General features: G+C 63.5%; 15 protein-coding genes and 1 tRNA gene. 6 read left to right on the top strand and 10 right to left on the bottom strand.

What is annotated here, in order from left to right:
- Nucleotides 1-3 precede the first annotated feature (3 nt).
- Nucleotides 4-795 carry a 2-keto-4-pentenoate hydratase gene (locus TMPK1_RS00575; RefSeq protein ID WP_420240777.1) on the top strand — a complete coding sequence of 264 codons (792 nt, stop codon included), beginning with the start codon at nucleotides 4-6 and terminating at the stop codon, nucleotides 793-795.
- 12 nt (nucleotides 796-807) lie between these two features.
- A complete protein-coding gene (locus TMPK1_RS00570; protein WP_420240776.1) occupies nucleotides 808-1995 on the top strand; it encodes an aminotransferase-like domain-containing protein in 1188 nt (395 codons plus the stop codon).
- Between the two features lie 22 nt (nucleotides 1996-2017).
- On the opposite strand, the gene TMPK1_RS00565 is transcribed toward TMPK1_RS00570, so the two are convergent.
- Together TMPK1_RS00565 and TMPK1_RS00560 are read right to left on the bottom strand one after the other, a co-directional pair.
- Nucleotides 2018-2476: a copper chaperone PCu(A)C gene (locus TMPK1_RS00565; protein WP_420240775.1), complete on the bottom strand. Its 459-nt coding sequence runs from the start codon at nucleotides 2474-2476 to the stop codon at nucleotides 2018-2020.
- 85 nt (nucleotides 2477-2561) lie between these two features.
- Nucleotides 2562-2651, bottom strand: a tRNA-Ser gene (locus tag TMPK1_RS00560).
- Nucleotides 2652-2847: 196 nt separating this feature from the next.
- Here TMPK1_RS00560 and TMPK1_RS00555 point away from each other — a divergent pair.
- Together TMPK1_RS00555 and TMPK1_RS00550 are read left to right on the top strand one after the other, a co-directional pair.
- On the top strand, nucleotides 2848-3243 hold the full coding sequence (locus tag TMPK1_RS00555) for a DUF2946 family protein (protein ID WP_420240774.1): 396 nt from the start codon (nucleotides 2848-2850) through the stop codon (nucleotides 3241-3243).
- 62 nt (nucleotides 3244-3305) lie between these two features.
- Nucleotides 3306-5603 carry a TonB-dependent receptor gene (locus TMPK1_RS00550; protein ID WP_420240773.1) on the top strand — a complete coding sequence of 766 codons (2298 nt, stop codon included), beginning with the start codon at nucleotides 3306-3308 and terminating at the stop codon, nucleotides 5601-5603.
- On the opposite strand, the gene TMPK1_RS00545 is transcribed toward TMPK1_RS00550, so the two are convergent.
- On the bottom strand, nucleotides 5593-6459 hold the full coding sequence (locus TMPK1_RS00545; protein ID WP_420240771.1) for an AraC family transcriptional regulator: 867 nt from the start codon (nucleotides 6457-6459) through the stop codon (nucleotides 5593-5595). The two genes, TMPK1_RS00550 and TMPK1_RS00545, sit on opposite strands and share 11 nt — an antisense overlap.
- Here TMPK1_RS00545 and TMPK1_RS00540 point away from each other — a divergent pair.
- Nucleotides 6458-6868 carry a DUF2000 family protein gene (locus TMPK1_RS00540; RefSeq protein ID WP_420240770.1) on the top strand — a complete coding sequence of 137 codons (411 nt, stop codon included), beginning with the start codon at nucleotides 6458-6460 and terminating at the stop codon, nucleotides 6866-6868. The two genes, TMPK1_RS00545 and TMPK1_RS00540, sit on opposite strands and share 2 nt — an antisense overlap.
- Before the next feature lies 1 nt (nucleotide 6869).
- Here the strand turns inward: TMPK1_RS00540 and TMPK1_RS00535 are convergent, their stop codons facing one another.
- The 6 genes from TMPK1_RS00535 to hmgA all read right to left on the bottom strand — a co-directional run bounded on the left by TMPK1_RS00535 (nucleotide 6870) and on the right by hmgA (nucleotide 12551).
- Nucleotides 6870-7859: a threonine ammonia-lyase gene (locus tag TMPK1_RS00535; protein ID WP_420240769.1), complete on the bottom strand. Its 990-nt coding sequence runs from the start codon at nucleotides 7857-7859 to the stop codon at nucleotides 6870-6872.
- Between the two features lie 38 nt (nucleotides 7860-7897).
- The gene (locus TMPK1_RS00530) at nucleotides 7898-8644 is read right to left on the bottom strand and encodes an amidohydrolase family protein (RefSeq protein WP_420240768.1); all 747 of its coding nucleotides are present in this window, start codon (nucleotides 8642-8644) and stop codon (nucleotides 7898-7900) included.
- A 146-nt stretch (nucleotides 8645-8790) separates the two neighbouring features.
- Complete coding sequence (locus tag TMPK1_RS00525) at nucleotides 8791-9360, bottom strand: DUF4287 domain-containing protein (protein WP_420240767.1); 570 nt, start codon at nucleotides 9358-9360, stop codon at nucleotides 8791-8793.
- The gene (locus tag TMPK1_RS00520; RefSeq protein ID WP_420240766.1) at nucleotides 9357-10220 is read right to left on the bottom strand and encodes a 2-dehydropantoate 2-reductase; all 864 of its coding nucleotides are present in this window, start codon (nucleotides 10218-10220) and stop codon (nucleotides 9357-9359) included. Before TMPK1_RS00520 ends, TMPK1_RS00525 begins: the two co-directional genes overlap by 4 nt.
- Nucleotides 10220-11233: a fumarylacetoacetate hydrolase family protein gene (locus TMPK1_RS00515; protein ID WP_420240765.1), complete on the bottom strand. Its 1014-nt coding sequence runs from the start codon at nucleotides 11231-11233 to the stop codon at nucleotides 10220-10222. Before TMPK1_RS00515 ends, TMPK1_RS00520 begins: the two co-directional genes overlap by 1 nt.
- Nucleotides 11234-11237: 4 nt before the next feature.
- Entirely contained in the window at nucleotides 11238-12551 is a 1314-nt protein-coding gene (gene hmgA, locus TMPK1_RS00510) for a homogentisate 1,2-dioxygenase (RefSeq protein WP_420240764.1), read from the bottom strand.
- A gap of 81 nt (nucleotides 12552-12632) precedes the next feature.
- Between hmgA and TMPK1_RS00505 the strand changes: the two genes are divergently transcribed.
- Nucleotides 12633-13082, top strand: coding sequence for a MarR family winged helix-turn-helix transcriptional regulator (locus TMPK1_RS00505; protein WP_420240762.1), 450 nt, complete (start codon nucleotides 12633-12635; stop codon nucleotides 13080-13082).
- Here TMPK1_RS00505 and TMPK1_RS00500 read toward each other — a convergent pair.
- Complete coding sequence (locus tag TMPK1_RS00500; protein WP_420240761.1) at nucleotides 13079-13477, bottom strand: response regulator; 399 nt, start codon at nucleotides 13475-13477, stop codon at nucleotides 13079-13081. The two genes, TMPK1_RS00505 and TMPK1_RS00500, sit on opposite strands and share 4 nt — an antisense overlap.
- Nucleotides 13478-13552: the final 75 nt, after the last annotated feature.

Here is a 13552-nt window from a genome sequence, read left to right as displayed (position 1 = left end):
ATGATGGACACTGCAAAAACCAACGCGCTTGCTGCGCAGTTGCTCGCCGACATGGGGGCACGCACCAAGTACAAGCCGCTGCGCCTCGACGGCGCGACGATCGACGCCGACACCGCCTATGAAGTGCAGCGCCAGGTCGTGCAGCACGCACAGCAAGCGGGCGCCGGACAAGTCGCAGGCTACAAGATCGGACTGACCAGCGGCGCGATGCAGCGCTTCTGCGGCGTCGACGAACCGATCCTGGGTCGCCTGCTGACCGGCCGTCAGGTGCAAAGCGGAACAACCGTACGCCGCGCCGATTTCGTCCGCCTCGGGTTGGAGAGCGAGCTTGCGCTGCGCATCGCAAAACCGTTTCCCGCGATGCGCGACGGCAATGTGTTCGCGCTGCTCGAATGTATCGACCAGGCCGCAGCCGCATTCGAGATCGTCGACGATCGTGACGCCGACTATAGCAGCCTCGACGCTTATTCGATCGCGGCAGAGAACAGTTGGAACGCGGGCATGATCCTGGGACCGCCAATCTCGGCGCGCGAGCTTGGCAGTTTTGGAAATCTGCAAGGACGCCTGCTGATCAACGGCGCAGAAGTGGCGCAGGGCAACAGCAGCGACGTGTTGGGATCGCCGCTGAACGTCATGGCGTGGCTGGGCCGTTTCGCGCAGCGCGCAGGTTTTTCGCTCGAGCCGGGCCAGTGGGTGTTAACCGGCTCGATGATCGCAACGAAGTTCCCTGCAGTCGGCGATCGCGTCCGGTTCGAACTCGGAAGCTTGCCGCCGGTCGAAATCTCGGTCGTCTAGAAAGGCGCGCAGATGACAATGCACTACGCGGCGCGGATGAAGCTGGTAAAGCCGTCCGCCATCCGCGAGCTGCTGAAGCTTGGCGAAGATCCGTCGATCATTTCGTTCGGCGGCGGCTATCCCGATCCATCGTTGTTTCCGACAGACGGGCTGGCCGAGAGCTATCGTTCGACCATCACCGAGCACGGGCGAACCGCGTTGCAATATTCCGCGTCGTCGGGATTGCGCCGTCTGCGCGAACAAGTCGCCGCGCGCGTCGCCAACGACGGCACCGCATGCGATCCCGATCAGGTTCTGATCCTGCAGGGCGCGCAGCAGGGACTCGATCTCGTCGGCAAGATGCTGATCGATTCCGGCGACACGGTGCTGACCGAGAATCCGACCTTCCTGGGCGCGCTGGTTGCGTTCAATCCGTACCAGCCGCGCTATCACGCAATTGCGATGGACGGCGACGGGATCGATACGGATGCGGTCGACGCGTTCTTTCGTGGCGGCGGTCGCGCCAAATTTCTCTACACCGTGCCCGACTTTCAGAATCCGACCGGCGTGACGATGAGCCTGGCGCGCCGTCAACGCCTGGTCGAACTGGCGCGCACGCACGACTTCATCATTCTCGAAGACAGCCCCTATCGCGACGTGCGGTTTCAGGGTCCGGCGATTCCAACCTTGCTCAGCTTGGACACCGACGGCCGTGTCATTCACCTCGGCAGTTTTTCGAAGATCCTGGCGCCGGGGCTGCGGCTCGGCTGGGCGGTGGCGCCGCAACCGGTGATCGACAAGCTGACCTTGCTGAAACTCGCGGCCGATACGCAGTGCAGCACGCTGAACATGCTGGCGACGTCACGCTTTCTCGACGCGCACGATATCGAGGCGCAGATCGCGCGCATTCGCGACATCTATCGCGGCAAGCGCGACCTGATGCTGGCGATGTTGCGCGCGCATTTTCCGCAGAGCGTCGAATTCACCGAGCCCAATGGCGGGCTGTTCACCTGGCTGACGTTTCCAGCCGGGTTCGACACGGCGCAGTTCATGGCCGAACAGGCCGTGCCGCTGGCGAAAGTCGCCTACGTTCCAGGCGCGACCTTCTTTCCGACCGACGGGCCGTGCAACCACGCCCGCTTCAGCTTCTCGACCCAGAGCGACGAAGCAATCGAAGCGGGCGTCGCGCGCCTCGGCGCGCTGCTGCGAAAGACGCTTTGACTTGGATTAGTGGGCGTGCCCCTTAGTGCGCATGATTGGCCGGCGCTTCTTTTGCGCCCGGTCCAGCCACCATCAGATGCGTCGTGACGGCGCCGGCTTTTTCGAACACCAACGTCACCGGCACGTGCTGGCCTTCGGTCAGCGGCGCCTTCAATCCCATCAGCATCAGATGAAAGCCGCTCGGCGCCAGCGTGACGCTGCCTTTGGCGGGAACTTCGATCTCGGGCACGGCGCGCATCTTCATCACGCCGTTGTCGTTGATATGCGTGTGCAGCTCGACTTTGGCCGCAGCGTCGCTGCTCGCCGACACAAGCTTGTCCGACGTGTCGCCGGGATTGCGCAACGTGACGAAGCCGGCGCCGACGCTTTGGCCGACCGCGGTCGCGCGCGACCAACCATTCTCGGCGACGGGTTTGGTATCGGCTGCATGTGCAGTCGCGGCAGTCAGTGCGAAAGCAGCAGCGAAGATCAGCGAGCGCATCGACAAGTCTCCTCGGGTTTGCACCCGTGGCTACGCCGGTTCTGACGCGGTTGCTATGTGGCGGGCTGCGGCGAGGCGAAGCAGGTGGCGGAGGGGATGGGATTCGAACCCACGTTACGGTTTCCCGTAAACCGGTTTAGCAAACCGGCGCCTTCAGCCACTCGGCCACCCCTCCATCCCTGCCCGATCAGATACTTACGGGAGTGGCTCGCTCCCAATCCGACCGGTGGGTCCGATCGCTCGGACGGCCCCTCGCGGGGCGGGCGCATCGAATAGCCGATCCGGGCTGACCGCGCTACCCGCCTCGTCAACTTGCCAAACTCCGGCCGGTCCCTGGACAACGCACGGCGTCGCGCGTTAGCAGACCGGTGATGAGAACCGCCCGCAAATTTGCGAAACCGGCGCTGCGCCCTGCAGCGTTGTTGGCGATTCTCGCGATCCTGCTGCGCGCCGCGATTCCAGGCGGCTTCATGCTCAGCTCGGCAAAGGCCGGCGGCATGCCCGACCTCGTCGTCTGTACCTCGCAAGGTCTGATGACGATTGCGCACGACGCCGATCCCGCCTCGGCGGACAGCGACAGCAAGCAGGATACAAGCTGCGCCTTCACCGCCACGTCGGCGGTCACGATCGCGCCGACGCTGGTGCAGATCGCAGCCCCCACCTACGCCGTCATGGCGACGGTGCAGCGTGCGGTCGCCGACCAGCGTCCCGGCCGCGGCCTTGCCGCACCACCGCCACCGACAACCGGACCGCCTTCGCTCATCTGACCTTTGCCGCCGGCACACCACGCGTGCGCCGGATTTTTGCGTTCAGATGACCGGAGCACCCAATGTCCCGCCTGCAACGGCGCGCGATTCTCGCGCTTGCCGCCCTTGTTTCCTGCATCGCCCTGCCTGCGTTCGCCGACGGCGACGGTGATGGCGATACGCGCCTGACTACAATCGAGGTCCAGGCCCAGCGTTCGATTGCGGAGCGGCAGCAACTGCCGAACCAGACCGAAAGCATCACCGCCGACGAAGTCCGCACCAAGATCAACGCGGTCAATGTCGAAGACGCGCTGAAATACATGCCGTCGATTTTGGCGCGCAAACGCCATCTCGGCGACACGCAGGCGCCGATCACGACACGCACCTCGGGCGTCGGTGCCAGCGCGCGCAGTCTGATCTATGCCGACGGCGTGTTGCTGTCGGCGCTGATCGGCAACAACAACAGCAATGCGTCGCCGCGCTGGGGCATGGTTTCGCCCGAAGAAATCGAACGGATCGACGTCATGTACGGCCCGTTCGCCGCTGCCTATCCCGGCAATTCGGTCGGCGCCGTGGTGGTGATTACGACCCGCATGCCCGACCGCGCCGAAGTCAGCGCAACCGCGCAGACCGCGTTTCAGGATTTCAGCCAGTACGGCACCAAAGACGTCTATGGCAGCGGTCGCGTCGCTGCGGTCGCAGGCGATCGCTGGGGGCGTCTGTCGGCCTGGATCAGCGTCAATCACCTCGACAGTCGCGCGCAGCCGCTCACCTACGTCACCGCAACGCGCCCAACTTCACCGAGCAATGTCGGCACGCCGGTCACCGGCGCTTTCACCGATGCCAACCGGACCGGCGCGCCGATCGTCGTGCTGGGCGCGGGCGCGCTGGAACATCAGGTGCAGGACAATGCCAAGTTGAAGCTGGGCTACGACCTCAGCGACACGATCCGCGCGACCTATGCGCTCGGCCTCTTCCAGCAACGCGACAATGCGCATGCCGAAACCTATCTGCGCGACGCAGCCGGCAACGCAGTCTATGGCGGCACGCTGAATATCGCCGGCTACAGCTACACGGTCGCGCCGTCGTCTTTCTCGAACCAGGTCTATCACCTTGACGAGCGCCACTGGGCCAACAGCCTGTCGGTCGGCACGCACGGTCTCGACGCCTGGTCGTGGGATGTCGTCGCCAGCTCGTACCAGTTCGCGCAAAGCCGGCAACGCACGCCGACCAATCTTCTTCCCAGCGCGTCAGTGACCGGGCCCGGTACGATCAGCGATCTCGACGGCACCGGCTGGCGCACCTTCGACGCGCGCGCCGGGTGGCATGACGACGCGCACGACGTCACGTTCGGCGCGCACGAAGATCGATTCACCTTCCGCAATCCACGCGGCACGACAAGTGACTGGATCGGCGGCGATACGACCAGCCTGACCGCGATCGCGCGCGGCAAAACCAAAACCGATGCGCTGTGGCTGCAGGATGCCTGGTCGTTGACCTCGGCGCTGCGGCTGACGGTCGGTGCGCGCTATGAATGGTGGCGTGCATTCGACGGCAGCAATTTCTCATCGGCGCCGTTCTTGTCGGTGACGCAGCCCAGCCTGAGCGCCAAGAAATTGTCGCCGAAAGCGTCGCTGGCCTGGACGCCGAACAACGACTGGACCGCGACTGCGTCGTTCGGCGTCGCCAATCGCTTTCCGACCGTGACCGAGCTGTACCAGACCGTCACCACCGGTCCGAACTTGACGGTTCCCAATCCCAATCTGCGTCCCGAACGCGCCCAGTCCTACGAAGTCTCGCTCGAACGACGCTTCGACAAAGGCCGCGCGCGCATCTCGCTGTTCCAGGAAGATCTGCGCGACGCGTTGCTGTCGCAGACGGCGCCGCTTGTGCCGGGCTCGTCGAGCTTGTTCAGCTTCGTGCAGAATATCGACAAGACGCGCGCGCGCGGCGTCGAGCTGGTTGCGTCGCACGACGACGTGCTGATCGACGGGTTGGAACTGTCAGGCTACGCGACCTGGCTCGACTCGGAGATTCTCGCCGACGCCGCCTTCCCGGCTGCAGTCGGCAAACGCGCGCCGCAATTGCCAAAGCTGCGCGCCAGCCTGGTCGCTACCTACCGTCCCGACACGGCGTGGAGCATCACCGTCGCCGGGCGCTATGCGGGTCGAAGCTTTGCGACGATCGACAATTCGGATCACTACGCCAACACCTATCAAGGCTTCGGCGGCTACTTCGTCGTCGATACGCGCGTACGCTACGAATGGAGCAAGGATCTGTCGGCGGCGATCGGCATCGACAATGTCGGCGACCGCAAATACTTCCTGTTCCACCCGTTCCCGCAACGCACCTTCAGTGCCGAGGCGACGATCAAGTTCTGAACGTCGTCCGCTGCATCGCGCGCCAGCGTCCGGGCGACACGCCGTAGGCACGCCGGAACTGGCGCGTCATGTGGCTCTGATCGGCAAAGCCGCCAAGCGCCGCCGCATCAGCCAACGACGCACCGTGCAAGATCGCGCCGCGCGCGCGGTCGAGCCGGCGCATCGTCAGATAGCGATACGGGCTGGTGCCGAACCGGCGCCGGAAGGAACGCGCCAGCGCAAACCGGTCGAGGCCAGTTTCGCGCTCCAGCTCTTCGGAATGTACGGTGCGATCAAACTGCGCTTCGAGAAAGGCGCGTGCGCGATCAGCGGCGCGCAAATCGGCAGAGGCATCGCGACCCGTCGCCGTTGATTTGTCGACCGCGAGCATCGCGTCGGCGAGCGCCAGCAGAAACTGGTCGCGCTCCAACGGTTCGAGATCGCGGTCGAGATCGCGCAGCACCAGCCGCGCCGCATGAACCAGGCGCGGATCGCGCGACACAGCGTCGGGCACGAATGGGAGGCTGCGCGTCTGCCGGTCCAGCGCACCGCGCAACAGAGCGGGCTCGATATAGGCCATGCGGTAGTAGAATCCCGCCTCGACGCCGGCGCGCCCATCATGCGTTTCGTCGGGATGCAGCACGATGACGTCGCCGGCCAGACTGTCGGCGCGCGCGCCGCGATAATCGAAGCTCTGCACGCCCGCCAAGGTCAGGCCGATCCCGTACGTATCGTGCTGATGCGGGTCATAGGCATGGCCGCCAAAGAACGCTTCGATGCGCAGCAGCTCGCCCGCGCCCACGCGCAGCCAGTCGCGCGTCCCGTTGCACGATCGTTCAAGACCCCCTGTGGGGCGATCCGGCAGATGCTGGTCCATGATCTACGACACCAAAATCGCCGTCATCGTGCGCGATGACCTCGCCGTTTGGCAGAAGCTGAATGTCGCATCCTTCATCACCGGCGGGTTGTCGGGCACGTCACCCGAACTGGTCGGCGCCCCGTACCAGGACGGAGATGGGCGCGTGTACGGGCCGAACCTGCGTCAGCCGATCCTGGTATTCGCCACCGATGCGGCCGGGCTCCAGACCGCGTTGAAGCGAACCATCGAGCTTGATCTGAAACCGTCGATCTATACGGCGCCGCATTTCGGCACCAACAACGATGTCGACAACCGCGCCGCTATCGCCAACGTGCCGACCGACCAGCTCGATCTGGTTGGGCTTGCGGTCCATGCCGACAAGCGGCTGGTGAACAAGGTCGTCAAAGACCTCAAGCTGCATCCGTAAATTAGAGCAGCCCGCTTGCCTCCTGCGCGGCGCCGATATGTTTGGCAAAGCCGGCAATGTCGATATTGGCACCGCATGCGATGACGCCGACGCGCTTGCCGCGCAACCGGTCGCGCAACGGCCCGAACAAGGCGGCCGTCGCTGCTGCACCTGACGGTTCGACCGCCAGTTTCATTTCGCGGAACAACACGCCCATCGCGTCGCGGATCTGATCGTCGTTGATCATCACCAGCTCGTCGACATTGCGGCGGCAGAGATCGAAGCTGTAAGGCAGCGCGTAGGGCGGCGCCAAACTGTCGGCGATGGTTGCAACGTCGCTGCGCGACACAGGCTCACCCGCCGCAAAACTGCGATGCATCGTGTCGGCGCCTTCGGGTTCGACACCGAAGACCTGGCAATTGAGCGCTAGCAATTTGGTTGCAGCCGCGATGCCCGCCATCAACCCACCGCCACCGATCGGCACGATGATCGCGTCGAGGTCCGGCGCTTGTTCGTGCCATTCGGCTGCGATCGTCGCTGTGCCCAGCGCGGTGCGATGGCCTTCGAACGGATGAATGAAAGCGCGGCCCTCGTCGCGTTCGATCTGGCCGGCAAGTTCGAACGCGCTCTTGCCGTCGGGTGCCATCACGACTTCAGCGCCATACGCCTTGGCCCGCTGCACGCGCGCCGGATTGGCGCTGGCCAGCATCACGACCTTGGCCGATACGCCCAGGCGGTGCGCGGCATAGGCGGCGGCGATTGCGTGATTGCCGGCGCTGACTGCGGTGATGCCTCGTTGCAGTGCGTCTGGTTGCAACGACAGCGCGTTCGACAAAGCGCCGCGCGGCTTGAACGTGCCGGTATGCTGAAACAGCTCAAGCTTGACGACGACGTCGCCCTCGAACCGCGCATCGCGCTCGCGCCCGTCCCAACGATGGACGGGCGTCTCCAGAATATAGGGCGCAATCTGCGCGCGGACGGACTGAATGTCGGCGATCGTCGGTGCGGTCATGGGCCGGGAAGCTAACCCGGCTCCGCGCCGAAGGCGACTCAGTGCACGGACGGATTGGTGATCTGGCCGCCTTTGATGACCAGCGCGACCTTGTGCACGTCGGCGATATGCCGGTCCGGCGCCCCGTCGATCAACAACAAGTCGGCCAGCTTGCCGCGTTGGATCGATCCGCGCTGGTCGTCGCGATTCATGATCCGCGCGGCACCCAAAGTTGCGCCGTACAGAATGTCCAACCGCGAGACGCCGGCTTTCTCATACAGCTCCAGCTCGCGCAAAGAGCTGTCGGCTTTGACGATGATCGGCACGCCGGCATGATGAAGTTTGCGCACCAAGGTTAGCAAACGTTCGAACGATGGCTCGTCCTGCTGCTCGTCGACCAGTTCCTGCTCCATCTGGACCAGCCGCGGCGCAATCGCGATCTGCCAACCTTTCTGGACCGCGATGAACCGACTCAACTCGGCCGGATTCAAATTCGCCAGCGGCAGCAAATCCTGGTCGGCGGCATGGGCACTGACAAAGGCCGGCAGCAATGTCTTGCCGCGCCCGTCGATCCGGTGTGCGCCGGCAGGCACGGTCGTTTCACGGTCGGGGCCGACAGCGAGAATTCGATCGCCGCGCAGCACGACCGTCATCGACCGACGCATCTGCCGCAGGTCGGCGTCGAAAAGCGATACGTCGGTAATTGCGATCGAAGGTACGTTCTCGACGCTGCGCGGCACGACGCCGTGCAGCATCACCAGCGGCACAGCAGCAACGATACACAGAAAAGGCGTGCGGAATCGCATGGCGATGTCCAATCGAGTCTGGGCAATGACTCGAAACTGCGCCTTTCAATTTTTTAATTACAAGTTCGTCAGAGTCCGAAATCGGCGCGTTGCTTGTGTTTCTTTGCCGTCTGCCGCCAACGCAACGCAATCAGTTCCGAACGCGGCTAACTACGGTCCGCAGCCTGTTTTATCCAGGCAATTACATCGCGATCGATCTCGCTTGGCTTTGTGATCACGAGCTTTGCCGTCAGGCGCTCGGACCAGCCTTCATTCTTCGCCGCAACGAGACGCTTGCCCGCAACCGCGATCGCCAATCCCAGAGCGAGATGCCCGCCCTTCACCGGCTTCGCTGCCGCGAACTGCACTTTGCGCGACCAGGCGGTGAAGCCTTTGCGCTGCGTCGGCACGACGTCGCTAAGTTTCGCGATCGCCGCTTCCAGCTTTTCCAGCAGCGCCAGCGACGCCGCGTCTTTCCACAACGCAGCACGTTGCGCCGCCGGTTCTTCCGAACCCGGTTCGGGCGGGAAGGCTTCGTGCAGAATCTGCGCGGCGCGATTGACGCCAAGCCCGTAGTTTTCGCGCAGCCAGTCGGCGCGCGCCTTGGGTTTGGTCTCAGGACATTTCTTGGCGAGCTTGACCCATTCGGCGAGCGTCTTGCCAGTCTCGCGCTCCAAGCTTGCCTGCACCGAAGCGAACCATTTCTTTTGCCGTTCGGTGAGATTGTCGCGGTTCATGCGGCCGCCGTTTCCAGCAGGGTGACGATCATCGCGTTCATCGGCGTGGGAATACCGTGCTTCTTTCCCAGCCGCACGATCACGCCATTGCGCGCATCAATTTCCATCGGGCGATTGGCAAGCCGATCGCCCAGCATCGAGTTGATCCCGTCGGGCGGGCCAGCTCGGTAGCGCGCAATAATCTCGTCTTCGATCTTGTCGTCCAGCACCGCGCCTTCGGCACGCCCGACCGCAGCGCATTCCTCGACCAGCATCCACATGATCGCGGCGACGTCGTCGCGCGCGACGATGCCGGCCGGCTTCATCGTCAGCGCCGACACCGCGCCGGCTGCGTTGATGCAGAGTTTGCGCCAGGCCTCGCTGCGGAAATCATCGGTGGTCGAAACCGCGATCGGCGTATGCGCAAACAGATCGACGAAGGATGCGGCATCGTTCGGCACCAGAATCGAACCGTCGCGCCGCTGGTGAATACGACCGGGCGCGTTGCGCTCTGCCGGAATGTCGACGATCGCTGGCGTGATGCGCGCAGCCGGCAAATACGGCGTGAACCGTTCGATATGTTCGACGCCGTTTTGCAGCACTGCGACACGGGTCGTGTCATCGACGAGTTTCGTAAGCCAGCGCGAAGCGCCTTCGGCGTCATAGGCCTTGGTTGCGATCAGGACCCAATCCACCGGTTCCCCCTGCCCTGGATCGGTCAGAACGCGCGGCGTCGCTGTGATGGTGCGCGACGGCGTTTCGATCGTGAGGCTCGGCAGCGGGCTGCGCGCGCAAATCGTGACGTCGAGATCCGCGCGTTGCGCCAGCCATGCCGCCACCGTTCCGCCGATGGCGCCGGGTCCGATAACGGCAATCCGCATCAGCCGTCTTTCTCGACCGTCTGTTCGATCGCACCGAAGATGGAATGGCCGGCTTTGTCTTTCATTTCGATGCGCACCGTGTCGCCGAATTTGAGGAACGGTGTTTTCGCTGCGCCGTCGCGGATGGTTTCGACCGTGCGCAATTCGGCAAGGCACGAATAACCGACGCCGCCATCGGCAATCGACTTGCCCGGACCGCCATCGGGTCCTTTGTTCGACACCGTCCCCGAGCCGATGATCGCACCAGCGCCCAGCGCGCGCGTCTTTGCGGCGTGCGCGATCAAGGTCGGAAAGTCGAACGTCATGTCGGTCGCCGCGTTGGCGCGGCCGAACGGCGTGTCGTTCAACGTGACGGTCAGCGGCAGATTCAGCTTGCCGCCATCCCACGCTTCACCGAGTTCGTCGGGCGTGACTGCGACCGGCGAAAACGCCGACGACGGCTTGGACTGAAAGAAGCCAAAGCCCTTGGCCAATTCGTTCGGGATCAGATTGCGCAACGAGACGTCGTTGACCAGCATGACCAGACGGATTGCATCGGCCGCTTCTTCGCGGCTCGCCGCCATCGTGACGTCGCCGGTGATCACCGCGATCTCGGCTTCGAGATCGATGCCGTATTCTTCGGTTGCCATGCGGATCGGCTGGCGCGGGCCGAGGAACGTGTCGGACCCGCCCTGGTACATCAGTGGATCGGTCCAGAAGCTGGGCGGCATCTCGGCGCCGCGCGCCTTGCGCACCAGTTCGACGTGATTCACGTAGGCCGAGCCGTCGGCCCATTGATAGGCGCGCGGCAACGGCGACAGCGCGCGATGTTCGCGGAACCGTTCGATCGGCACGGCTTCATGCTCGACGTCTTCGGCCATCAATTCCAGCGCCAGCCGGACCTTGCTCCAATTGTCGAGCGCGTACTGCATCGTCGGCGCGATCCGCGTCGCGTCGGCACAGCGCGTCAGATCTTTCGACACGACGACGAGACGACCGTCACGGGTGCCGTTGTCCAGCGTAGCAAGCTTCATATTGTTAGCCGTTCCAATCGCGTCGGTTTTTGTCGAAGTTCTTTTCCAGGCCGCGCCAGCAATCGGCGTAATTGTCCTGCAACGTCGGCAGGGTCGCAGCATACTTGGTCAGAAGCTGCGGAAAGCGCGTCTCGAACATGAAGGCCATCGTGCCCGTGAGCTTGTGCGGCTTCAACTCACCAAAGCTGGCTTTGATGAAAGCATCGCGATCGGGGCCATGGGGCAGCATGCAATTGTGCAGGCTCATCCCGCCGGGCTGGAACCCCTCCTCCTTGGCATCGTAGCGGCCATAGAGCAGCCCCATGAACTCGGACATGATGTTCATATGGTACCAGGGCGGCCGGAACGAGTTCTCGGCCACCAGCCAACGTTCGGGAAAAATCACGAAGTCGACATTGGCCGTGCCCGCCTCGCCGGTCGGCGCGGTCAGCACCGTGAAGATCGACGGGTCGGGATGATCGAAGCCGATCGCGCCGACCGGCGAGAAGGTGCGCAGATCGTATTTATACGGCGCGTAATTGCCGTGCCACGCGACGACGTCGAACGGCGAATGGCCGATTTCGCTGACGTGAAAGCCGCCGCACCATTTGATGATGATGCGGTGCTTGGTTTCCTTCTCCTCATACCAGGCGACCGGCGTTTTGAAGTCGCGCGGATTGGCCAGGCAGTTGGCGCCGATCGGCCCGCGATCGGGCAAGGTGAATTTGGCGCCGTAATTCTCGCACACATAGCCGCGCGACGGCCCGTCGACCGGTTCGACTTTGAACTTGGTGCCGCGCGGAACGACCGCGATGTCGGCCGCACCGATTTCAAGAATGCCAAGCTCGGTCGTGATGCGCAGCGTGCCCTGCTGCGGCGCGATCAGGAGCTCGCCGTCGGCATTGTAAAAGACCTCGTCCACCATCGGCGCGGTCACGAGATAGACATGCACCGCCATGCCGACCTGCGTGTAGACGTCGCCCGCGGTCGTCATCGTGCGCATGCCGGTGACGAAGGTGACGTCCTCTTTGGGAATCGGCACCGGGTCCCAGCGCAACTGCGCCAGCGGCGCGCCGTGCTCGACGATATGCGGCGCGGTTTTCCAATGCGGCAGATCCAACTTCACCTGGCGGCCGACATGCTGCACCGACGGGCGCATGCGGTAGAGCCAGGACCGTTCGTTGGTGCCGCGCGGTGCGGTGAAGGGCGAGCCGGACAACTGCTCGGCATAGAGACCGTAGGGGCAACGCTGCGGCGAGTTCTGCCCTTGCGGCAGCGCGCCTTCCAACGCTTCGGTCTCGAAATCGTTGCCGAAGCCCGGCATGTAGCGAAGCACCATGACGCCTCCAAACACCTTGCGCTGCAATGAATGGCCGAGATATCGTCTCATTTGCAACGATTGTCAATCTGGGGCAGGACGATGCTCAACCTCGATCAGTTCCTGCCCTATCAATTGAACGTGCTGGCAAGCCGCGTCAGCAACGAGCTGGCGCAGGTCTATGCCGAGCGGTTCGGGCTTTCGATTGCGGAATGGCGCGTCATCGCGCATCTGGCGAACAACCACGAAGTCTCGGTGCGCGACATCCAGCGTCGCGTCGATATGGACAAATCCAAAGTCAGCCGCGCTGCCGCGCATCTCGAAGAAACCGGGCTGATCCGCAAGCGCGTCAACGCGCAGGACCGGCGCCTGATCAAGCTGGCGCTGACTCCGAAGGGCGCAAAGATCTTTGAACAGATTGTGCCGCTGGCACTCGCCTACGAAACGCAGTTCCTGGGCGCGCTGACGCGCAGCGAAGCTGCACTGTTTCGAACCGTGATCGAGCGTCTGCTGGCGGCAACCAGCGCAACAGAAGCAAACGACGAAGACTAACCCGTCGTTCCGTTCTCGACTGCGGGGCGTGGACCGTTCAGCACCTGCTCCACCGCCGACAACACGGTCGCGCGAACGATCGGCTTGCGCATCACCATGTCGGCACCCAACCGGTCCGCCATTTTGAGCGGATCGAAATGCAGGTCGCGCTGACCGGTGAAGATGATGATCGGCACGTTGGGTTGCTGTTTGCGCACGTCCCGCATTACGTCGAACCCGTCGCGCTCCGGCATATAAATGTCGGTCATCACCAGGTCGAATGTCTGCGTGCGAAACAATTGCGCCGCGTCACTCCCGTCATATGCCGTCTGCACTTCATGCGACGCGGCTTCCAGAATGTGCCGCAGCAACTCGCATGTATGCCGGTCGTCATCGACGATGAGTATGCGTGCCATAGACAAAGCATAGGCATCGTCCAGTTGGCTTTTCTACCCGTAAAGTCGCGACCGGATGAAAAACGCCGCAGAGTG

This window comes from Roseiterribacter gracilis, assembly GCA_018332375.1.
Classification (GTDB): domain Bacteria; phylum Pseudomonadota; class Alphaproteobacteria; order BOG-932; family Roseiterribacteraceae; genus Roseiterribacter; species Roseiterribacter gracilis.
This window is presented reverse-complemented; position numbering and strand designations above follow the sequence as displayed.

Coding starts and splice junctions, on each gene's coding strand:
- TMPK1_RS00520 (WP_420240766.1), bottom strand. CDS start 10,220: ATGCGGATTGCCGTTATCGGACCCGGCGCCATCGGCGGAACGGTGGCG.
- TMPK1_RS00550 (WP_420240773.1), top strand. CDS start 3,306: ATGTCCCGCCTGCAACGGCGCGCGATTCTCGCGCTTGCCGCCCTTGTT.
- TMPK1_RS00565 (WP_420240775.1), bottom strand. CDS start 2,476: ATGCGCTCGCTGATCTTCGCTGCTGCTTTCGCACTGACTGCCGCGACT.
- hmgA (WP_420240764.1), bottom strand. CDS start 12,551: ATGGTGCTTCGCTACATGCCGGGCTTCGGCAACGATTTCGAGACCGAA.
- TMPK1_RS00545 (WP_420240771.1), bottom strand. CDS start 6,459: ATGGACCAGCATCTGCCGGATCGCCCCACAGGGGGTCTTGAACGATCG.
- TMPK1_RS00540 (WP_420240770.1), top strand. CDS start 6,458: ATGATCTACGACACCAAAATCGCCGTCATCGTGCGCGATGACCTCGCC.
- TMPK1_RS00575 (WP_420240777.1), top strand. CDS start 4: ATGGACACTGCAAAAACCAACGCGCTTGCTGCGCAGTTGCTCGCCGAC.
- TMPK1_RS00555 (WP_420240774.1), top strand. CDS start 2,848: ATGAGAACCGCCCGCAAATTTGCGAAACCGGCGCTGCGCCCTGCAGCG.
- TMPK1_RS00530 (WP_420240768.1), bottom strand. CDS start 8,644: ATGCGATTCCGCACGCCTTTTCTGTGTATCGTTGCTGCTGTGCCGCTG.
- TMPK1_RS00570 (WP_420240776.1), top strand. CDS start 808: ATGACAATGCACTACGCGGCGCGGATGAAGCTGGTAAAGCCGTCCGCC.
- TMPK1_RS00500 (WP_420240761.1), bottom strand. CDS start 13,477: ATGGCACGCATACTCATCGTCGATGACGACCGGCATACATGCGAGTTG.
- TMPK1_RS00505 (WP_420240762.1), top strand. CDS start 12,633: ATGCTCAACCTCGATCAGTTCCTGCCCTATCAATTGAACGTGCTGGCA.
- TMPK1_RS00525 (WP_420240767.1), bottom strand. CDS start 9,360: ATGAACCGCGACAATCTCACCGAACGGCAAAAGAAATGGTTCGCTTCG.
- TMPK1_RS00535 (WP_420240769.1), bottom strand. CDS start 7,859: ATGACCGCACCGACGATCGCCGACATTCAGTCCGTCCGCGCGCAGATT.
- TMPK1_RS00515 (WP_420240765.1), bottom strand. CDS start 11,233: ATGAAGCTTGCTACGCTGGACAACGGCACCCGTGACGGTCGTCTCGTC.